The organism is Pseudarthrobacter siccitolerans (genome assembly GCF_001046895.1).
Classification (GTDB): domain Bacteria; phylum Actinomycetota; class Actinomycetes; order Actinomycetales; family Micrococcaceae; genus Arthrobacter; species Arthrobacter siccitolerans.
In genome coordinates this window covers 14992-35562 of the sequence record NZ_CAQI01000047.1, presented here as the reverse complement: position 1 = coordinate 35562, position 20571 = coordinate 14992, and the positions used below count along the sequence as shown (strand labels likewise).

Sequence of the window (20571 nt, the reverse complement as noted above, 5' to 3'; positions counted from 1 at the left end):
CCCGACCAAAGGACTTTCCCTTGACTCCTCGCACCATCGTGATCACCGGCGCCAGCGACGGAATCGGGGCGGCCGCCGCGCGGACCCTGGCGAAGGCAGGGGAGCAGGTGGTGGTCGTCGGCCGGTCCGAAGAGAAGACCCGCGCCATTGCCAAGGAGCTGAACGCAGACTACTTCGTCAGCGACTTTGCCGATCTTTCGCAGGTGCGCACCCTCTCCGCCCAGCTGAAATCCGACTACCCCCGAATTGACGTCCTGGCCAACAATGCCGGCGGCATCATGGGCAAGCACACACTCACCGTGGACGGCAACGAATCCACATTCCAGATCAACCACCTGGCGCCGTTCCTGCTCACCACGCTGCTGATGGACACCCTCACGGCCAGCAACGCGAAGGTCATCAACACTTCCAGCGCCGCCAACGGCATGGGCAAGCTGGACTTGTTCGACCTCAACTCCGAGCACAGCTACTCCACCAACCGCGCTTACGGCACCGGCAAGCTGGCCAACATTCTGTTCACCTCTGAGCTGGACCGGCGCTACGCCAGCCAGGGCATCACGACGGCGGCATTCCACCCGGGCGTGGTCCGCACCAACTTCGCGGCGGAGTCCACCAGCCCCTTCCGGCACGCCTACAAGACCCTGCTCAACCGGTTCATGCTCACCCCGGACCAGGGCGCGGACACCATGCTGTGGCTCATCAACGGCACGGCCGGCAAGGAATGGATCTCCGGCGCCTACTACGCGAAGCGCGCCCTGGCCAAGGCCAACCCCCAGGCCTACGATGCCGAACTGGCCCGGGGGTTGTGGGAGAAAAGCCAAGAGCTGGTTAAGGCTGCTTCGTAGGCTTCTGCCGGTCAGCGCGCCCGCTCGACGTCGGCCGCCATCCCCGTCTGCCCTCTGGCGTTAAGCCCTGCCACCACTCCTTCAATGTCTGCCTCCGGCCGGTTCTGGCTCAGCTTGGCCTTGGCCTCGATGCGGGTGATCACCAGTTCCACGCCCACAATGGCCCGCAGTTGGCCGGCAATAAAGGGTTCCGGAGCGTCGTCCACGCTCCACGGGTGCTCGAACTCCGCCTCGTGGACCCCGGTGAGCCGCCGGACCTGGCGCGAAATCCAGGCCGGATCATCGTGAACCACCAGCTGCCCGTAGACGTGTGCGGTGGTGTAGTTCCAAGTGGGGACAACCCGCCCGTGTTCCGCTTTGGCGGCATACCAGGACGGCGAGACGTAAGCGTCCGCCCGCTGGATGATGGCCAGTGCCTCCCCGACGGCGGGCTCGGACCACTGCGTGTTGTTCCGCGCAAGGTGCCCCTGCAGCGCGCCGTGCCCGCCGACGTCGGGATCAAAAACCAGCGGCACCAGCGTAGCGAGCAGGCCCCGTGACGTCATGGTGACCAGGTTCGCCGCGCCGGGGCGGGTAAGGACATCCTGGACGGTTTCGGGGCCGGCGGCAAAATGGGCTGGCGTGTACATGGGCTAGTCCTTTACTGATTGAAGGGATGGGACGGGGTGGACGGCGGGCGCCGGCTGCAGGGGTTCCGGCCTGAGCCGCACCCGGACGGCCGCTCCGGCGCAGAGGATCACGGCCAGGGCGCCGAGGGCGGTGGGCCAGGCCAGGCGTTCGCCCAGCAGGAGTGCTGCCCAACAGATGGTCAGGACAGGCTGGATGAGCTGGATCTGGCTGACGGAAGCGATGGGGCCGATGGCCAGGCCGCGGTACCAGGCGAAGAACCCGAGGAACATGCTCACTACCCCGAGATAGGCGAATGCCAGCCATTGCATGGGTCCGGCGGATGGCGGTTGCTGGGCCATGGAAACGGCGGTCAGAAGCACCATCAGCGGCGACGCGAGCACCAGCGCCCAGGACACCGTCTGCCATGCGCCAAGTTCTCGGGCCAGCAGGCCACCTTCGGCGTAGCCGATGGCTGCGGCAACCACCGAACCGAGCAGCAGCAGGTCCGCCCAGTGCATCTGCCCGAAGCCGCCGGAATGCAGGGAAGCGAAGATGATTGCCGCAATGGCTCCCGCGCCGGTGACGAGCCAGAACGCCAACCGGGGCCGTTCCCGGCCGCGAAGCACTGCGGCCGTTGCCGTCGCAGCCGGCAGTAAAGCAATCACCACAGCCCCGTGGCTGGCGGGTGTGGCGGTCAAGGCAAAGGAGGTCAGTAGCGGGAAGCCCACGACGACGCCGGCTGCCACCACTGCGAGCCGCGCCCACTGCACTCCGCGGGGGAGCCGCTGCCGGGTGAGTGCCAGGGCTGACCCTGCGAGGACTGCTGCCACCACGGCCCGGCCGGAGCCGATGAACAGCGGGGACAGGCTGGCCACAGCCACTTTGGTGAACGGGACGGTGAACGAGAATGCCGCCACACCGATGAGCCCCAGCCAGATTCCGGAGCCGCCAGAAGGCAGTATCACTGTGCGCTGAGGAAGAGTAGCGCTACTATTGTCTCTCATGAACAACGATAGCAGTTCGCGGATCGTGGCGCACCTGAAAACCTGGATGGCCGCCGCCGCGCCGGGAGCGAAGCTGCCGTCCACGCGTTCCTTGGTGGCCGAGTACCAGGCCAGTCCGGTGACGGTGCAGAAGGCGCTGCAAACACTGACAGCGCAGGGCTTGATTGAGAGCAGGCCAGGCGTGGGGACGTTTGTCCGCGCGGCCAGGACCGCGAAGCCGTCGGACTACGGCTGGCAGACGGCGGCCCTGCGCTCACCGCGGACGGCACTGCCCGCGGCGTCATCCACCATGCGCGACCTGCCGCTCGATGTTATTTCCTTCCACTCCGGCTACCCGGCCCGGGAACTGCTGCCGGAGCGGCTGGTCCGGGCTGCCCTGACCCGGGCTGCCCGCGGGGACGCAGCCCTGTCCCGCCCGCCCGCGGCCGGCCTGCCGGAACTGCAGTCGTGGTTCGCGCATGAGCTGGGTGCGTCGACGCCGGCCGGGACCACCCCGCCGAACCCAAGCGACGTCGTCGTACTTCCCGGCAGCCAGAGCGGGCTGAGCTCCATTTTCAGCGCGCTGGTGGGCAGGGGACAGCCCCTGCTGCTGGAATCGCCCACGTACTGGGGCGCCATCCTGGCCGCCGCGCAGGCGGGAGTCCGTGTGGTGCCGGTTCCCGCCGGCCCGGAGGGGCCCGACCCGCTGGAACTGACCCGTGCTTTTGAGGAGTCCGGGGCCCGGGTGTTTTATGCGCAGCCCAACTACGCCAACCCCACCGGTGCCCAGTGGACGGCGGAGCGGCGGGACCAGGTGCTGGACGTGGTGCGGGCGCAGGGCGCGTTCTTAGTGGAGGACGACTGGGCGCACGACTTCGGCATCACCACCAGTCCCGTTCCGGTGGCTTCCCGCGACGATTCAGGCCATGTGGTGTACCTGCGTTCGCTCACCAAGAGTGTGTCGACGTCCATCCGGGTGGCCGCGGTGATCGCCCGCGGGCCTGCACGGGAGCGCATCCTTGCCGACCGCGCGGCGGAGTCGATGTACGTCAGCGGGCTGCTGCAGGCGGCCGCGCTCGACGTCGTCACGCAGCCCGGGTGGCAGACCCACCTGCGGAGCCTCCGCCACCAGCTGGAATCCCGGCGCGACCTGCTGGTCACCAGCCTGCGCCAGCACATGCCGCAGGGGCACATTGAGCAGGTGCCCAAAGGCGGGCTGCACGTGTGGGTGCGGCTTCCGGACGGCACCGACCTGGAGCGGCTTGCCAGGGACTGCGAGTCTGCCGGAGTGATTATTGCGCCCGGTAATGAGTGGTTCCCGGCCGAGCCCGCGGGCCCCTTCATCCGGCTCAACTACTCGGGGACGAATCCGGGCGCCTTTCCCGAAGGCGCCCGGATCATCGGGGAGATGCTGGCCCGGAACGGGGGCTGAGGGGTCAGCTGGAGAGCTCAGTGCAGACGTCGATTGCTTGACCCGAAGAGCTCACCAAGGTGAAGATACCGGTCGCGGGGTCGACGTTGTAGACAACCTTTCCGATGTAGTGGGTGGTTGTCGGTCCTGCTGGTTCATCGGAGGGAAACAAAATCAGGCCGTTGTGGCCAGTGGCGGTGACGGTTTGGGTACCGTCAGGATTGGTCACGGTTTCAGTCACTGAACCGTCGGTGCGAATAGTGATGGAGTCAACAGCTTCAGGATGGCGTCCCGGCTTGTAACCATAGTTTGTGTAGGTGATCACAGTTCCCTTGCCCGAGACGAGCAATCGAACGGTATCCCCGTCCTCGTCCACAAACTCTTTGGTCTGAAGGTTTCCTCCCGTCCAGGAGACACCAAGCCTGAAGTCACATCCCGTGCCGGCAGGCAGGATGAAGGACACGTCTTCAGCAAGCGCCGGTGCAGCAGGGGCAACCAGGGCGACTGTGGCCAAGGCAGCAGGGGCCAGCATGCGCGTAATTGTCGTTTTCATGGGATTTTCCTTTCGGGGGTATTCCAATGGATGCCTCTAGATTGGCTCCCCGCCCTTAACCCATCCTTAATCGGGCCAAAAACACTGGACCGGTCGTCTGCCCGGGAGCAAGATTGGGTTGATGCAACTCCATGGGGTCGCATCAAGGGTCGGGGCGGGGCGCTGTGGGGTTCGCTCGTCTTGGAGTTCCGGTGGGCTGGCCAGTCGCGCCAGTTCAGCGGCCGGCCAGTGAGGGGTACTTGGCGATGGGCGCATTGCGGATCAGGGCCCTCGGTCCTCTGGAGGTTGTTGCCGACGGCCGGACCGTTTTGCTGGGGAGCGAAAAGCTGCGGATTGTCCTCGAATGCCTGGTGCTCATGCCCAATACCGTTGTCACCGCTGATTTTCTTGCCGCTGCCGTCTGGGAGGGCAGCTTGCCCGCACATCCAGGCGCACAACTTCAGGTCTACATCGCCAACCTGAGGCGCCTGCTGGAACCAGGCCGGCCCAAAGGCGTTCCTTCGCAGCGGCTCGCCAGCCGGCCTGGAGGTTACTTACTGACGGTGGCGGACGACGAAGTCGATCTCCTGCAGTTCCGAGCGTATATCGCCGCCGGTGAGCAAGCAGTCCAGGCTGGGGACCTGGTGGCGGGAGCCCGTCAGCTGCGCCAGGGCGTGGGCTTGTTCAGGGGACGGATCTTTCCGGAATTGGCTGATCTCGAACTGCTCGCGCCGGACCTCGAAATGCTGGAGGAAGCGTGGCTGGACGCTTACCAGGACCTCGCCGAGGTCGAACTCGCATTGGGCAGGCACAACACTTTGGCCCGCGAGTTGCAACGGCTGGTGTCGAAGCATCCATTCCATGAACGGCTCCGGGCGTCACTGGTTGTTGCCTTATACCGCTCCGGCCGGCAGGCGGACGCGCTCGCAGCCGCGCGGCACGCCCGCAAAGTATTCATGACCGAACTTGGTATTGATCCCGGGATGCGGCTGCGGGAGCTGGAAGCGCTGGTGCTGCGGCAGGATACCTCGCTCGATGTTCCAGCAGTGAATGCGGATCGCCCCAGTCAGCGGCTGGAGAACCTGCCCGCCCCGGTCACCCCCTTGGTAGGCCGGGAAGCGGAACTGAAAGAGGTGTGCTCCTTGTACCGCTCAAAGGAGTGCCGGCTGGTGACTGTTACCGGCCCGGGCGGTGCCGGTAAAACGCGGCTGGTACTGGCCGCTGCGGCCCGGTTGGGCCAACAAATGAACGACGGCGTGGGCTGGGTTAATTTGGCGCCGCTTTCCGACGTCCACCAAGTGCCGGGTGCCATCGCCACCACACTGGGTCTGGACGACTGGTCCGGCGAAGATCCGTTGAAAGCCGCCTCCCGGTTCCTTCGCACACGCCGGCTGCTCTTGGTGCTGGACAACTTTGAACATCTGGAGGACGCCTGGCCGATGGTGGTGGATCTGCTAACCGCTGCTCCCGACCTCCGCATCCTGACTACCAGCCGGAGGCGTCTCGGGCTACGCGCCGAATACGAGTATGAGCTCGGACCGCTTGCCCTTCCGCCTCTCGAACCGGCACTGCCTCCCAGCAGGCTCCGGGAAGTGCCGGCCATGAAGCTGCTCCTTAACCGGGGGAGGGCAGTCAGGCCCCATTTCGACGTCGACCCGGGGAATGCTGCCGTCCTGACCCGGCTGTGCCATCGTCTGGACGGCTTACCGCTGGCCATTGAGCTGGCCGCCGCCCAGCTGCGGTACCGCACCGAGCAGGCCCTCCTGGCGGATCTGGAACGCAGTTTGAACGACCTCCCCGCTGCGTTCCGGGACCTTCCTGAACGGCAGCGGACGCTGACTGCGGCAATCACCTGGAGCTACCAGCTTCTGGGCAGAAACGAGCAGCAACTGTTGGTCCATCTTGGGGTTTTTGCCGGCGATCCGACCGTCGAGGCTATCGCTGCGATATGCAACGGAACGACTGAGGTGCAGCCCCGGATTGGCGAGCTGCTGGCATCCCTCGCGGACCAGAGCCTGCTTAGACCGCACACCGACGCCACCGGACACCAACGGGTGTCCATGCTCCAGTCGATCCGCGAGTTCGCCCGTGACCGGTTGGCGCTCCTCAGCGGGGCAACAACCATTCGACTCCAACATGCCCGGCATTACCTCAGCCTTGCGGAGGCTGTTAGTCCGAGGCTGTGGGGACCCGGCCAGATTGAAGCATTCCGGACACTGCAGTCCGACGCTCTGGACTTGCGGGCGGCACTACTGTGGGCGGCCGGGCCGGACGCGGCACCAGAGATAGGGCTCCGCATGGTGGGCCAACTTTGGCACTACTGGGAGCTCACCGGCGACGTAGCCGAGGAACAGCACCTCGCCGTCGGAATAGTCGAAAAGGCCACGGATGCCGCGCCTGAGGTTCTGGCTCCAGCCCTAAGCGGCGCGGCCACTCTGTGCTGGACAGCAGGAAGATATAGCGATGCGGCACGTTTCCATCAAGCAGCCCTTGCGGCTTTCGACTGCGCACGCAACGCTGCTGGTGCAGCCTGGACCACAATGTGCCTGGCCGTCCAGGCTGCCCAGACGGATAATTTGGCCACAGCTGAGAGGCTGGCTGCGGAAGCTGTGCGGTCACCAGCCGCGAGCCCCCGCACTCGCGTGGCCTCGTTGGTTGTTCTCTCCCGGCTTGCATTCTATGCCGGGGACGTCGCCGTTACCCTTGAGCTGTCGCGCCGGTGTGCCGAAATGGCCCGGTCTATCGGGGATCGGTGGCTGGTGGGTATCGGGCTTGTGAACCTGGCCGAAGCCCTGGAACAAGCGGGCGATTACGACGGTGCGGAAAGCCTGATGTGTGAAGCGATAACCACGGCCCTTGAGCTACGGGCGCAGGGCCATCTGACAGGATTCCTCGATTCGCTGGCTGGGGTTTACCTGGCACGGCACCGCACCGAGTTGGCCATCCGGCTTCTGGCTTCTGCCGATTCGTACCGCGCGGACCGTGGGCAATTGCTGGACGGAGCGGAACGGAGACGGGTTGACGAAATCGTAGCCAAAGCCAGAGCCGAAGCTGGGTCGGTCCGCTTTGCGCTTGCCTGGTCCGCCGGCAAGGCGCTTTCGCCCACCCAGGCTGCCGGTGAGGTCCTCCGCCGAAGCGCACGCCATCCTGGAGCAGACGTTAAGCACGCCGACTCCACATGGCCTGAAACCGACGAGGCTGTAAACCCGGCGCCGTGGTGAGGGATCAGCTGGCCCGGCTGAGCAGGACCATTGCCTCGTAGTGCTTCGTTTGCGGGAACATGTCCAGGACCCGGGCCCGCCGCGCCGTGAACGAGGGGAGTACTGCCAGGTCACGGGCCAGCGACTGGGCGTTGCAGCTCGAGTAGACAACGTGCTCCACGTCCGATGATTCGAGCCAGCCGCACAGCTCCTTGCCGATCCCGCGCCGGGGCGGGTTGACGATCACCAGCTCGGGCGACTTGTCCGCCGCGAGGGCGAAGGCCGTGGCATCGCCGGCACGGAAATCCATGCGCTGCAGCCCTGATTCCGCACTGCTGATTTTGGCCGAGACAATGGCTTCACTGCTCGTTTCGATGCCGGTCACGTCCCGGGAGGGGTCCGCGCAGTGCAAGGCGAAGCCGCCTACGCCGCAATAGAGGTCCCAGACCGAGGCCGGCGCCAGCTCGTTGACCCACTCGCGCCCCTGACGGTACAGTGCGGCGGCCATCTCGCTGTTGGTCTGGAAAAAGCTTTGCGGCCGCAGATGCAGGTTAACGTCGTTGACCCGCATCTTCAGCGTCGACTGATCGGTCAGCAGGATCTCGCGCTCGCCCTCCAGCACCGCCTTGTGTTCCGGGTGCAGGTTCACCGAGACCACCTTTACCTGCGGCAGGGCAGCCAACAGGCCAGGGAGGTTCTTCCGGATCCGGGGGACCAGCTGTTCCGAGCGCAGCACCAGGCGCAGCATGATGTCGCCGTCGGGGGATTCGGTGATGATCAGGTGCTTCAGTTCGCCAGTGCGCCGCGGAACGTCGTACGGCGTCAGGCGGGTGTGGCGGATGAAGTCGGCCAGCACCGGGAAACATGCCCGCAGGCCGGGCGAGCAGACGCCGCATTTGCGCAGGTCCACCCCGAAACCTTCCGCGTCGAGGATCCCGATGGTGGGTCTCTGGGACGTTCCGCCAATCACCATCTTGGCCTTGTTCCGGAAACCGTACTCCTGGCCCGCAAGGGGCGGAAGCCATTCCAGCGACGCGTGGCCGGCGAGGAGCGTTTGGCAGTGCATCTGCTTGCTAGCCAGCTGTTGATCGTACGGGGTACCCATGTGGGTGCAGGAGCGGCAACGGCCGGCATCGAAGTAGAAACAATGCATGACCGAAAGATTTTACCCGCTGTGCGTGGGCGCCCGCCTCCCGGCCGCTCCCGGAGTGACTTTCGGCCGCTATTCCCCGCGCCGCGTGTACACACTGACCACGTTGCCCTTGCTGGTCCGGTACTGGTCCTGCAGCTCGAGCCTGGTGGTGGGGTCGCCGTCTTCGAACAGGCGGCGGCCTGTGCCGGCGATGACCGGGTGGGTCATCAGGGTCAGCGAATCCAGCAGCCCGGCGAACAGCAGCTGCCGGGTCACGGAGATGCTGCCGCACACCGCGATCTCTCCGCCGTCGCGCTCTTTCAACTTGCCCACAAACTCTTCCAGCGGGGCATCCATGAGGCGCGAGTTCTGCCATTCCAGCGGTTCCTTCAACGATCGGGAGGCCACGAACTTCTCCACGGAATTGATAAAGGCGCCAAAGTCCTGGTCCGCTGTGGCGGTAGGCCAATATCCCGCCCATTCCTGGTAGCTGACCCGGCCCAGCACTACGGTGTCCACCGTTTCCATCATCTTGGTGAGGCCCGCACCGAGTTCGTCGTCAAAGCTGTCGAACTGGAACTTGAACGGTTCGGACACCACACCATCCACGGAATGGAACAGACCGGCAGTGACTTTTCGCATAGGGACCTCCACAGTGGCGCCAACGGTTCGGGCAAGCCGGCATCGGCCGGTCAGGTCCACGGTATTCGCTGGTTCTGTGGCAGGGAAGAGGGTGGAAATAAGCAGGCACAGGTGGGCCGGACGTTAGGTTCGTCACCACCGCCTGCGTGTTGCCGTGATTCCCGCCCCTGCAGCCCCATACTGGTCTTGAGCGGCTGTAGCCGTGCCCCGGCCAGGCAGGAGGAAGTGCGTGGAAACCCTGAAAAAGATCGTGTCCAACCAGTATTTCCCGGCCGCGGCGGTGCTCACCGCAGTGGTCCTCTTTTGGGCCGTTGGTCTTTTGGGCGGGCTCTCCCTGCTGAACAACAACCAGCCTCCGCTCACCACCCTGACCTGGATGCTTTTTGTGTACCTGGCAGCCGTCCTCACGCCGCTTGCCGGCGTCCTGGCCGCCGTGGACCTGCTCCGCCGCTGGAAGCGCAACCGCGCTGCCGATGCCGCAGGCGCTTATGAAGCAGCGGGGGTTATGAATGCGGAGGCAGCTGGAGCCGGCTTCAACGTCTCCGCGGAAAGTGTGACTGAGCCGGTTCAGCAGCAGCCCGTCGCGGAGCAGCCCGTTCAACAGAAGCCGGAACAGCCTGCACCGCAGCAGCAGCCGGCACGCCACCAGCAGTCCGTCCAGCACAAACCGGCACAACAGAAGCCGAAGCAGCAGAAGCCGAAGCCGATCCAGAAGAAGTCCGGCTCCAAGAAAGCCGCCTGATCGGACCTACCGGGCCACTTCCACCCTGTTCCGCCCGGCGGCCTTGGCTGCGTATAACGCGGCGTCGGCCGCGCCCACCAGCGCGGCGGCGTCCATCCGGTGCCCGTGGCAGTACGACGAGATTCCGGCACTGAGCCGCAGCTGCCCTGATGGATCACCGGCATGCTCGATCGCCAGGCTCCGCACAGCGTCCAGCGCCCGTTCCAGCAGCGCCTTCGCGCCCGGACCCGATTGCTGGGGCAGCACCAGCAGGAACTCCTCGCCGCCGTAGCGGTACACACCGTCGCTCTTCCGGACAATGCCCAGCAGCGCCGCAGCCACCGCCCGCAGCGCGAGGTCTCCCGCCTGGTGGCCGTAGATGTCGTTGTAGCTTTTGAAATTGTCCACGTCGCACATGGCCAGGCTGTACTGCTCTGCGTACCGCTCGCTTCGCAGGTGCAGCTGCTCCAGATCCTCCGAGAGCTTGAGCCGGTTGTGCAGCCCGGTCAGCGGGTCGGTCCGTGCCTGCCGGGAGAGGACCCGGCGGTAGTGGGCGAGGTCCGCGTGCAGGGTGGTGATCCGCTGCGCCACCAGCAGCCGGGCATGCAGCACAAACGGGTCCAGCGGCTTGGTGACGTAATCGTCCGCGCCGGCCTCGAGCCCTGCCAGCACATCGTCCCGGGACCCCTGCGAGGTCAGCAGCACAACATACGTGTACAACTCCTGCTCCCGTGCGCGGATAGCCCGGCACAACGCCAGTCCGTCCATTCCCGGCATCATCCAGTCGGTGACCACTACGTCCGGCTGGTGCGCCAGGTACAGCGCCCACGCCTCGTCACCGTCCGCGGCAGTGAGGCAGTCATGGCCGGAACGTTCGACGGCGGCCCTCGCCACCATCAGGGAGCCCGGGTCATCGTCGGCCACCAGAACTTTCACGGAGTCACCTCCAGAGCTGCGTCCAGTTCCGCGTCCAGTCGGGGCAGTTCCGTTTCAAGGCGGCGGAGCGCGGCGTCGGCGCCGCCGGGCGTGCCGTCCCGGCCCAGCCGTTCAAGCTCAGCGCAGAGGCCCGCGACGGCGGCGGCCCCGATATTGGCGGCCGACCCCTTCAGCGCGTGCGCCGCCTGCACCAAAGCCGGCCCGTCGCCGTCGGCCACGGCCGCCTGCAGGGCCGAACGACGGGCGGGAAGTTCGCGCCGGAAAGCGGCCACCGCTTCAGGCAGCAGGCCCCGCCCGTCCTCCGGGCCGAGCTCCCGCAGGATGGCAATCCGGTCCTGGTCCAGTGCAGGCGCGGCCGCGGGCGCTCCTCCGGTCACTGCCAGCGGCTGGGGGACAAGCCCGGGAACAAGCCGGCTCTCAGGCTCCGGAACCCAGTGGAGCAGCGTGGCTTCCAGGGCGGCGGCGTCCACCGGCTTGGCGAGGTAATCGTCCATGCCGGCGGCAAGGCACCGTTCCCGGTCACCATCCAGCGCGCCGGCGGTCATGGCGATGATGGGCAGGCGCGGGTGCCTGCCGTCCCGGCGCCGGATATGCCGCGTGGCCTCGAACCCGTCCATCACCGGCATGTGGCAGTCCATCAGCACAGCGGCGTACCGCGAACCGGCCGTGGCGGCAAGGGCCTCGACTCCGTTGGACACTACGTCCACCGCATAGCCCAGCCTGCTGACCGTGGCGCGGGCCACAAGCTGGTTGACCTCGTTGTCCTCCACTACCAGGATCCGGCCCCGTGACGGCTCATCCCGGACAGCGGATGCCTGGGACGGAGCGGCGGCCGGAACGGAAGGCTCGTGGGTGGACATGAGCCGGACCAGGCGGTTGTAGAACTCGGAGCTCCGAACCGGTTTCATCAGCCATTCGCGCACCCCGGCCTGGCTGATTTCCGCCGCATTGACCTGCATGGTGGAGGTCAGCATGATCAGTTCCATGTCCGCGAGCCCGGCCTCGGACTTGATGCGGCGCGCCAACTCCAGGCCGTCCGTGTCCGGCATGCAGAAGTCCAGCACCGCCAGGTGGAAGGGTTCCCCGGCGGCGTCTGCTTCGCGGGCGCGTACCAGCGCCGAGGCGGCATCGGGGACGGCTTCGGGCAGGAGCCGCCAGCCCCGCAGCTGGGACTCCAGGACCAGCCTGTTGGTGGCGTTGTCATCCACCACCAGGACCCGCAGGCCGTTGAGGAAGCCGGCCGCCGGAACCGGGTCCGTGGACGGCGGCGCCACCGGCAGGGGCAGCCGGAACCAGAAGGTGCTGCCCTGGCCGGGGGTGCTGTCCAGGCCGATCCCGCCGTCCATTGCGGCCGTCAGCCGGCTGCAGATGGCCAGGCCCAGCCCGGTGCCGCCGTACCGGCGGGTGGTGGAGGCGTCGGCCTGCGAGAACGATTGGAAGAGCCTGCCGTGCTGGGACGGGTCGATGCCGATTCCGGTATCGCGGATTTCGAAATACACCGTTGCTGTACTTCCGGCAGCAGCTCCAGGGCTTTCGGTCTTGACCCTGATGGACACCTCCCCGGATGCTGTGAACTTCACCGCGTTGGACGCCAGGTTCAGGAGGATCTGCCGGATCCGGCCGGAGTCGCCCACAAGCCGTGCAGGGACCCCGGGTTCGCAGTAGGCGATCAGTTCCAGGTTCTTCGCCTGCGCCGGTTCGGCCAGGAGCCCGGCCACTTCCTCCACGAGGACGCGCGGATCAAAGGGGCGCACGTCCAGGTCAACCTTGCCGGCCTCCAGCTTGGAGAAGTCCAGGATGTCGTTGATCAGGGCCAGCAGTGCCTCGCCTGCGCCCTTCACCCCGTCCGCGTACTGCTTCTGGGTGGGGTCCAGCGGGGTCTCCAGCAACAGAGCAGTCAGGCCCACCACACCGTTCATCGGCGTCCGGATCTCATGGCTCATGGTGGCCAGGAACTCCGACTTCAACCGGCTGGACTCCAAGGCCGCCTCGCGGGCTGCCTCCAGTTCCCTGGTGCGGACCGCCACCTCCTCCTCGAGCCCGCTGGTGAGGTTGATGTTTTCCAGGATGATCAGCACCTGCCGCACCGTCACGAACACCAGGACGGCGGCGCCCGCCGCCAGCAGGAAGGGGTTAAGTTCGCTCAGATGGGGACCTGCGAAGAGCACCACTGCCAGGAGCAGCGGGACGTACGGGAGCAGCTCCAGTGCGAGGGTGTAGCCCGTCCGGTCCGGTCCGGCACTTTCCTGGTACGGCGCCAGCGGCGCGAGGGCAATCAGGAGGAAGGCAATGATCCAGCCCAGGGCGAGCGGTGAACCCGTGGTGCCGCTGACGCCGTCGAACGTCAACCGCACGTAGATACTGTCCGTCACCGCCAGCACCAGCAGCCCGCCGCCGAAGCACAGCCACGGCAGCCGCTCGCCCGGCTGCCGGCGCATCGCCAGGACCAGCACCAAGGAGGTGATCACAAAGTCCGCCACGGGGTAGCCCATCCCGGTGAGCCGGGCCAGGGGATCACCCTCCGCATCGAAGGCGGCGCCCAGCACCACGTACCAGCTGACCACCAGCACGGAGCCGGCAACCACTGCCGCATCCATCACCGCCCGGTACAGCGCCACATGGTTGCCGCCGCGCCTTTTGAACGCAAACAGCGCGGCGACGGCGGGCACCGAGTAGCCGATGAACAGGGCATCTGCGAGGGAAGGGAAGGGGTACACGTGGTTGTTGGCCAGGCCATAAAACGCGTAGACGGCCATTCCCGCGGCCCAAATGAATGCGGCGGCCGCCATAAACGTCCAGGCCCGGGCATTGGCACCGCCGCGCCGGGCGGCCCGGGTGCAGCTTGCACCCGCGAGCAGGGAAGCCGCCAGGATGGTGAAATCACCCGTGACCAGGGCAGTTGGAGTGCCGCTATTGGCTGCGAAAAAGAGGCCGAGCGCGGCCAGCACAATGGCCGTCAGCACGGCAAGCCACTTCACGGGCAATGTAGTGCTGCTGCCGGCGGGCCGGTGCTGCTGGAGACCAGTCTGAGACACGCGGTACCTCCCCCTAGGTGCGCCCGGAAACCCCGGAAACCCTGTGGGAACACCGGCCCGGAGCCCACCCGAGACCTGGGTGGAGACGCTTTCCTATGATATGCCTCACTGAGCCCCGGATGGCCGGGATTCAGGCTTCCTTTACCGCCCCTTGAGCGCGTTGAGCGCTTCTTCCGCGTGGCGCAGGGCGTACTGCAGCCGCGCGCCCGGCTCGGGCAGCGAGAAAAGGTATCCCTGCAGTGAGTCGCAGTCCAGGGCGGTGAGGTAATCCGCCTGGGCCACCGTCTCCACCCCCTCGGCCGTGACCGTCAGGCCAAGGCTGTGGGCCATGTTGATCATGGAACTGAGGATGGGCAGCCGCTCCGTGCCGAGGCGCACCATGGACACAAAGGTCTTATCGATTTTCACGGTGTCCACCGGCAGGTCCTGGAGCCTCCCGAGGGACGAGTAGCCGGTGCCAAAATCGTCCAGGGCAACACGGGCGCCGGCGTCCCGCAGCGTGCTGAGCTGCTTGATCAGGCTGCAGTCGGCGTCGAAAAATACGGACTCGGTCACCTCCAGCACCAGCTGGTACGGTGCCACGCCGCTGGCGTCGGCCAGCCGCAGGACCTGCTCGGCGAAATCCGGGTCCTGCAACTGGACGCCGGAGACGTTGATGGACAGGGACCGGGACGGGTCCTCGCTCAGCCACGAGGCCAGCTGCACCATGCCGATGGCCATTACTTCGGCGCCGATTTCGTTGATCAGTCCGGTGCGCTCGGCCAGCAGGATAAACACCGACGGCGGCACGCGCTCGCCGCTCCTGTCCCACCGTGCCAGCGCCTCGAACTGCACCACTTGGCCCATCCGGTGCGACACGATGGGCTGGAAGTCCACCGAGATTTCGCCGCGGGACACCGCCAGCTGCAGGCCGCTCTCCATGTCGGTCCGCTGCACCAGGGCCGTCATCATGTCCGGGTGGAACCGGAGGAAACGGTTCTTTCCGGCGGCCTTGGCTGCATACATGGCAATGTCCGCCTGCCGCAGCAGCTCCGAAGCGCCCACGTTGTCCTGCCCTACGGAGGCGAGCCCCAGGCTGAGGCTGGGCCGCAGCACGGTGCCGTTGATGGTGACCGGGACGTGCAGGCAGCGGACGATGCAGCGGGCAATCTCATCAGCATCAGGGCAGGCGGTCAGCAGCACCACGAATTCATCGCCGCCGAGCCTGGCCACCACGTCGGCGGTGGGGACGCAGCCGCGGAGCCGGCGCGCCACTTCGATCAGCATGTCATCGCCGGCCTGGTGCCCCAGGATGTCGTTGACTTCCTTGAAATCGTCCAGGTCCAGCAGGAGGACATCCACCGCCTTCAGCCGCGGCTCCTTCAGGGCATCCGCCAGTCCGTCGTTGAACACAGCCCGGTTGGCCAGCCCTGTCAGCGGATCCTGGAAGGCCATAGCCCGCAGTTTTTCCGCCTGCGCCGCAAGGTCCAGCATGGCCTGGTGCGCCTGCTCCTGGGCCTTGCGCCGTGGGGTGACATCCCGGAAGCTCCACACCCTGCCCACGATCTGCTCTCCCACCCGCTGCGGGCGGGAATACCGCTCAAAGGTGCGGCCGTCCTTGAAATCCAGGACATCGTGGCTTTCCGCTGCCGGATTGTCCTCCAGCTCCTCGATCCGGCCCACAAATGCCACGGGGTCCGCCACCTGTGAGAGGACGAGCCGCATGATGGGCTCTTCGGTGTCGCCTTCGAGGAGCTCCGGCGGGATGCCCCACATGGTCAGGAACTGGTCATTAAAACCGGCGACATGGCCCTGGCTGCTCATCACCAGGATTCCGTCCGCAGTGGATTCAAGGGTGGCGGTGAGCAGGGACATCGCCTCCCGCAGGTCCTCCTCCGCCGCGGCCCGGTGAGATGTGCCGCGGACCGAAAGCAGGACCTGCGGTGCGGCCGCGCCTGCGGGTTGGCCGTCCAGTTCCGGGCCTGGCAGCAGTGCGGCAGCCACTTCCGCCGAAAACTCAATCCCGTTGCTGGCCACGCCGAACACCTCGCGGGGCGGCGGCTGTTCCGTGGGCGCCGCGACCAGCTGCTGGAAAAGCCGGTCAACTTCAGCCCGGAAACCAGCTGCGAACAGCGAGCGGTGATTGCGGCCAATCAGCTCGTGCCTGCTGAAGCCAAAAAGCCTTTCCGTGGCGGCGTTGACCATGGTGACACTGCCGTCTGCGGCCACTGCCAGGAGGGCGTCGGGACTGGCGTCCAGGAACGCACCGAATACCGGCGCCGTTAAACCGTTGCTGTGGCTTTGAGAATCAGCCATTACTGCACCCCCCTCGCACATCATAAAGTGCCGGACGCGAAAATTGGCCGGTCCGGGGAAACGGTGTTTTGCCCGGCCGCAGACTGCAACTCCCGGAATGCCGGTCCTGGGCAATGCAAAAGCGCCGTCCCCCGGATGCGGGGGACGGCGCTTTGCCTTTGGAAATATGAGCTGCGGCTATACGCGGCGGCTGCTCCGGTTGGTGACTGCCCCGTAGATCAGCAGTACGACAATCGATCCGAGGATGGCCAGCAGCCACGTGCGGATATCGAAGAATTCAGCCAGTCCGCCGCCGAAGATCAGCGAGCCGATCCAGCCGCCCAGGATGGCGCCGACGACGCCGAGGACCATGGTGACTACCCAGCCTCCGCCTTGACGTCCCGGCAGGATGGCCTTGGCAATAGCACCCGCGATCAGGCCCAAAATGAGAAATCCGAGAATACCCATGTTGTCACTCCTTAATCAGTAAGTTGTGCCGTGCCCCCATATCCGGTTCCCTAATTCAATCAGCGTGCTTACTACACTTCAAGAGTTTGTTTATCACGGGATGACTGTCAGTTTGGCCGGTCGACGTGCCTTCTGCTGCGGCCGGCGCCGGCGTTGGCAGGAGGATCCGCGGTTTTCGGGCTTCCGGCGGCCGCTTCGATAGAGTTGGCTGTTTCCGGCCGAAAAACCAAGGAGATCCGGCATGTCCAGCCCGCAGACCATCCGGCCACGTGCCATTTTCCTCGATATCGACGGCACCTATGCGGACCACGGTGTGGTTCCGGATGCCCATGTGGAAGCTGTGCAGACAGCCAGGAGGCAGGGCCACCTCGTCTTCGTGTGCACGGGCCGGCCGTTGTCCATGGTGCCCGGCCACATTCTGGATGCCGGGTTCGACGGCGTGATCACCGGAGCCGGTGCCCGGGTGGACCTGAACGGCGAGGTACTGAAGGACACGCGGTTCAGCGCCGACCTGGCGGCGCGGATCGTGGACACGCTTGACGCCAATAACGTGGCCTACATCCTCGAGGCGCCGGAAGCGCTGCATGGAAGGACCGGCGTGGATGAGCGCCTGCGGCGCGTTTTGACGCCCGTGTTCGCCGGCAGGTCCGGGCACGACGGCGTCCTGAGCACCGACGTTGATCCGGTGGAGGACATCCTGGGCCCGGTGCAGTACAGCGATGACCTCCGGTCCGTGTCCTACGCCAAGATCTCCTGTTTTGACTCCCCGGTTCCGCTGACCGGCCTGATGGCGGGGCTGGGCCCAAACGTTGGACTCATCCCCAGTTCGCTGTCCGCACTCGGCGATACCGCTGGGGAAATTTTTATGGCTGGAACCCACAAGGCGGTGGGCATCCAGGTGGTGGAGAAGCATCTGGGCCTGAGGCGCGAGGACATTGTGGCCATCGGCGACAGCGCGAATGACATCGAAATGCTCGAGTATGCAGCCATTGGCATCGCCGTGGAGGACGGCCACCCCAAGGTACTGGCCGTGGCCGACAGGGTTACGCCAGGCCCGGCCGGCAATGGCGTGGCGCTCGCCTTTGCCGGCCTGGGACTTCTTGGCTAACCCTTCACCCGGCCGGATGGTCCAGAGAGCTGGGTGGAAGTCATGGCGCCGGCAGAGGTTCCGAGGCCGCGCACTACCCAGCCTTCGGACTGCCAGGCCGCCGCATCCAGCACGTTGCGTGCATCCAGCACCACCCGCCGTCGTACCAGCGCCCCCGCAACCCCGGGCGAAAGGCTGCGGTACTCATCCCACTCGGTAAGGAGCAGCACCAGATCGGCATCCTGCAGCGCCTGCAGGATGGACGCCTCGAACCGGAGCCGCGGATAGCGCCGCCAGGCATGGTTCACCGCCTTGGGATCAGTGACGGTCACGTGCGCCCCCGCAGCCGCGAGCCGGTCGGCGACGTCCAGGGCGGGGGAGTCGCGGATGTCGTCGGTGTCCGGTTTGAAGGACGCGCCGAGCACTGTGATGGAGCGCCCGGCGAGGCTCCCGCCACAGAGCCCGGCGGCGAGGTTGATGGTCCGGGCGCGCTGGCCGAGATTGACCGAATCCACCAGCTGCATCCAGTCCTCCAGGGCGGTGACGCCGAGTCCGGCGGCCTGGGAGCGGAGGCTGCGGATGTCCTTGGGCAGGCAGCCGCCGCCGAAACCCAGGCCGGCGTGCAGGTACCGGCCGCCGATCCGCGGGTCCATGCCCATCGCCTCGCTGAGCTCCGCCACGTCCGCGCCGGCGGCGTCGCAAAGTTCGGCCACGGCATTGATGAAGCTGACTTTGGTGGCCAGGTACGCGTTTGCTGCCGACTTGATGAGTTCGGCAGTGGCAAAATTGCAGACCAGGCGCGGAATTCCGGCGTCGAGCAGCGGCTCGTAAACAGCGTCCAGGGCCGCAGTCACACCCATGGGTGCGCCGGTGTCCGCGTTGAACGCTGCCGCCCGGCCGCCGTCCACCCCGTAGACCAGCCGGTCCGGCACCAGCGAGTCCTTCACCGCCGTGCCCTGCCGGAGGAACTCCGGGTTCCAGCCCAGCAGCACATCCGGCCGGCTCCCCAGCACCCCCCGGAGCATCTCCACGGAGCCCACGGGCACCGTTGATTTTCCGACGACGACGGCGCCCGCGGCCAGGTGCGGCAGCAGCGCCTCAGCGGCGGAGACAAGGTAGGTGAGGTCGGCGGCGTCGGATGCCTTGTGCTGCGGCGTTCCCACACACAGGAAATGCACCTGCGCGCCCTTCGCCGCGGCCGCCGTCGTGGAGAAGCTCAGCCGGCCGGTAGCGAGGCCGTCCTGCAGCAGCTCGTCCAGGCCGGGTTCGTGGAAGGGTGCTTGGCCGCGGGACAGCTGGCCCACCTTGCCGGGATCGACGTCAATGCCCACCACTGTGTGCCCCATGGAAGCCAGGGTGGCGGCGTGGACTGCGCCGAGGTAACCGCAGCCAATCACGGAGATCCTCACGGTATTGCCTCTTCGGGGTTGGTTGAGTGGGGCCTTGCGCTCGCAGCGCGGGGAACCGGTGTACCGTCGATGACCTCTTCGTAGTGCCGGACCAGCTCCCGGCAGAGCGCAGGCCAGGTCCTGTGCTGCACCGACGAGTGTGCTGCTGCGGCGAAGGCGCGGCGCTTGGCGTCGTCGCCCATCAGGTCCAGGACGCGGGCGCGCATGGCGGACAGGTCTCCGGGCTCGTACAGCCAACCGGTCCGGGAGTTCTCCACCAGGTCAAGGGGGCCGCCACGCCCCGTAGCTACCACGGGCACACCCGACGCCATGGCCTCCTGGATGGTCTGGCAGAATGTTTCGAACTCGCCGGGATGGACAAACAAGTCGAAGGACGCAATGGCGCGGGCCAGGTCTTCGCCGCCTAGGAACCCGGTAAAAGCCGCCTGGGGGAGGGCCTCTTCCAGGGCTGCCCGCTGTGGACCGTCGCCCACAATCACGAGCCTGGTGCCGGGTATCCCGGCCAGGGCGGCCAGGTCTTCCACCTGCTTCTCCACAGCCAGCCGGCCCACGTAGCCGATGATCCTCTCACCGCGGGGAGCCACCGAAGCCCGCCACCCGTCGTCGCGCTTTGCCGGTGAAAAGCGCGCCGTGTCCACGCCGCGCCGCCACATCCGGACCCGGGGGATGCCGCGGCCGCGCAACTGGTTCAGCGCGAACGTGGATGGCACCAGGGTGCGGGTTGCGAGCAGGTGGATGTTCTCCACCCGGTTCCAGGCCCAGTTCTCCAGGAACGGGACACCATACCGTGCCGCGTAGCCGGGAACTTCGGTCTGGTAGATGGCCACGGTGGGGATGCCGAGCTGGTGGGCCGCCTGGGCGGCCCGCCAGCCAAGGACGAACGGCGAGGCGAGGTGGACCACGTCCGGTGCGTAGTCGGCAAGGATTCGCTTGACCCGGTACACACCGCCCATTGCCACCCGAACGTTCGCGTATCCGGCCAACGGAACCGCCGGGAGCCGGTGGATCTCCGCGCCCTTGACGTGGTCCGGCGCTTCGCCGTCCAGCGCGGAGGGAGCAATGACCAGGACGTCGTCGCCCCGGTCCTGGAGATGGTCCAGCACCCGCAGGATGGAGTGCGTAACGCCGTTCATCAGGGGCAGGAATGATTCAGCAACGATTGCGATCCTCACCCCTCCACGGTGGACGCCGGGCCTTGCCGGGCGGGGGATCCGATGTGACGCCGGGGCAAAGGTTTGGGAAACATCAGCTCCGCGCCGGCTTTCCTGTTTCGAGCGCCGGCACGTT

The 20571-nt window shown here is 66.4% G+C and carries 16 protein-coding genes; 5 read left to right on the top strand and 11 right to left on the bottom strand.

Going from position 1 to position 20571, the window contains the following annotated elements; genetic code table 11:
• The first annotated feature begins 20 nt into the window (after nt 1-20).
• On the top strand, nt 21-845 hold the full coding sequence (locus ARTSIC4J27_RS14965; RefSeq protein ID WP_050056000.1) for an SDR family NAD(P)-dependent oxidoreductase: 825 nt from the start codon (nt 21-23) through the stop codon (nt 843-845).
• Nucleotides 846-856: 11 nt separating this feature from the next.
• Here ARTSIC4J27_RS14965 and ARTSIC4J27_RS14960 read toward each other — a convergent pair whose 3' ends face one another.
• Together ARTSIC4J27_RS14960 and ARTSIC4J27_RS14955 are read right to left on the bottom strand one after the other, a co-directional pair.
• The gene (locus tag ARTSIC4J27_RS14960) at nt 857-1474 is read right to left on the bottom strand and encodes an FMN-binding negative transcriptional regulator (protein WP_050055999.1); all 618 of its coding nucleotides are present in this window, start codon (nt 1472-1474) and stop codon (nt 857-859) included.
• A gap of 3 nt (nt 1475-1477) precedes the next feature.
• Entirely contained in the window at nt 1478-2458 is a 981-nt protein-coding gene (locus ARTSIC4J27_RS14955) for a DMT family transporter (RefSeq protein WP_050055998.1), read from the bottom strand.
• Here ARTSIC4J27_RS14955 and ARTSIC4J27_RS14950 point away from each other — a divergent pair.
• Nucleotides 2457-3869 carry an aminotransferase-like domain-containing protein gene (locus ARTSIC4J27_RS14950; RefSeq protein ID WP_050055997.1) on the top strand — a complete coding sequence of 471 codons (1413 nt, stop codon included), beginning with the start codon at nt 2457-2459 and terminating at the stop codon, nt 3867-3869. The genes ARTSIC4J27_RS14955 and ARTSIC4J27_RS14950 overlap by 2 nt on opposite strands.
• Before the next feature lie 4 nt (nt 3870-3873).
• Here ARTSIC4J27_RS14950 and ARTSIC4J27_RS14945 read toward each other — a convergent pair whose 3' ends face one another.
• Nucleotides 3874-4401, bottom strand: coding sequence for a hypothetical protein (locus tag ARTSIC4J27_RS14945; RefSeq protein WP_152683886.1), 528 nt, complete (start codon nt 4399-4401; stop codon nt 3874-3876).
• Nucleotides 4402-4646: 245 nt separating this feature from the next.
• On the opposite strand from ARTSIC4J27_RS14945, the gene ARTSIC4J27_RS14940 reads away from it, so the two are divergent.
• Complete coding sequence (locus ARTSIC4J27_RS14940) at nt 4647-7601, top strand: BTAD domain-containing putative transcriptional regulator (protein ID WP_161799580.1); 2955 nt, start codon at nt 4647-4649, stop codon at nt 7599-7601.
• 4 nt (nt 7602-7605) lie between these two features.
• Here ARTSIC4J27_RS14940 and rlmC read toward each other — a convergent pair whose 3' ends face one another.
• Nucleotides 7606-8733 (bottom strand): 23S rRNA (uracil(747)-C(5))-methyltransferase RlmC, encoded by a 1128-nt coding sequence (rlmC, locus tag ARTSIC4J27_RS14935; RefSeq protein ID WP_050055994.1) that lies wholly within the window; start codon nt 8731-8733, stop codon nt 7606-7608.
• A gap of 69 nt (nt 8734-8802) precedes the next feature.
• Nucleotides 8803-9354, bottom strand: coding sequence for a dihydrofolate reductase family protein (locus ARTSIC4J27_RS14930; RefSeq protein ID WP_050055993.1), 552 nt, complete (start codon nt 9352-9354; stop codon nt 8803-8805).
• 229 nt (nt 9355-9583) lie between these two features.
• On the opposite strand from ARTSIC4J27_RS14930, the gene ARTSIC4J27_RS14925 reads away from it, so the two are divergent.
• A complete protein-coding gene (locus ARTSIC4J27_RS14925; RefSeq protein ID WP_050055992.1) occupies nt 9584-10096 on the top strand; it encodes a hypothetical protein in 513 nt (170 codons plus the stop codon).
• A gap of 6 nt (nt 10097-10102) precedes the next feature.
• Here the strand turns inward: ARTSIC4J27_RS14925 and ARTSIC4J27_RS14920 are convergent, their stop codons facing one another.
• From ARTSIC4J27_RS14920 to ARTSIC4J27_RS14905, 4 genes are all read right to left on the bottom strand, one after another.
• Entirely contained in the window at nt 10103-11011 is a 909-nt protein-coding gene (locus ARTSIC4J27_RS14920; protein WP_050055991.1) for a GGDEF domain-containing response regulator, read from the bottom strand.
• The gene (locus ARTSIC4J27_RS14915) at nt 11008-14046 is read right to left on the bottom strand and encodes a response regulator (RefSeq protein ID WP_235436700.1); all 3039 of its coding nucleotides are present in this window, start codon (nt 14044-14046) and stop codon (nt 11008-11010) included. Before ARTSIC4J27_RS14915 ends, ARTSIC4J27_RS14920 begins: the two co-directional genes overlap by 4 nt.
• A 141-nt stretch (nt 14047-14187) precedes the next feature.
• Nucleotides 14188-16341: a putative bifunctional diguanylate cyclase/phosphodiesterase gene (locus ARTSIC4J27_RS14910; RefSeq protein ID WP_050055990.1), complete on the bottom strand. Its 2154-nt coding sequence runs from the start codon at nt 16339-16341 to the stop codon at nt 14188-14190.
• A 177-nt stretch (nt 16342-16518) separates the two neighbouring features.
• The gene (locus tag ARTSIC4J27_RS14905) at nt 16519-16788 is read right to left on the bottom strand and encodes a GlsB/YeaQ/YmgE family stress response membrane protein (protein WP_050055989.1); all 270 of its coding nucleotides are present in this window, start codon (nt 16786-16788) and stop codon (nt 16519-16521) included.
• A 241-nt stretch (nt 16789-17029) separates the two neighbouring features.
• Here ARTSIC4J27_RS14905 and ARTSIC4J27_RS14900 point away from each other — a divergent pair, with 241 nt between their 5' ends.
• Nucleotides 17030-17896 (top strand): HAD hydrolase family protein, encoded by an 867-nt coding sequence (locus ARTSIC4J27_RS14900; RefSeq protein WP_050055988.1) that lies wholly within the window; start codon nt 17030-17032, stop codon nt 17894-17896.
• Here ARTSIC4J27_RS14900 and ARTSIC4J27_RS14895 read toward each other — a convergent pair.
• A complete protein-coding gene (locus ARTSIC4J27_RS14895) occupies nt 17893-19284 on the bottom strand; it encodes a UDP-glucose dehydrogenase family protein (protein WP_050055987.1) in 1392 nt (463 codons plus the stop codon). The genes ARTSIC4J27_RS14900 and ARTSIC4J27_RS14895 overlap by 4 nt on opposite strands.
• Nucleotides 19281-20456 carry a glycosyltransferase family 4 protein gene (locus ARTSIC4J27_RS14890; protein ID WP_050055986.1) on the bottom strand — a complete coding sequence of 392 codons (1176 nt, stop codon included), beginning with the start codon at nt 20454-20456 and terminating at the stop codon, nt 19281-19283. Before ARTSIC4J27_RS14890 ends, ARTSIC4J27_RS14895 begins: the two co-directional genes overlap by 4 nt.
• Nucleotides 20457-20571: the final 115 nt, after the last annotated feature.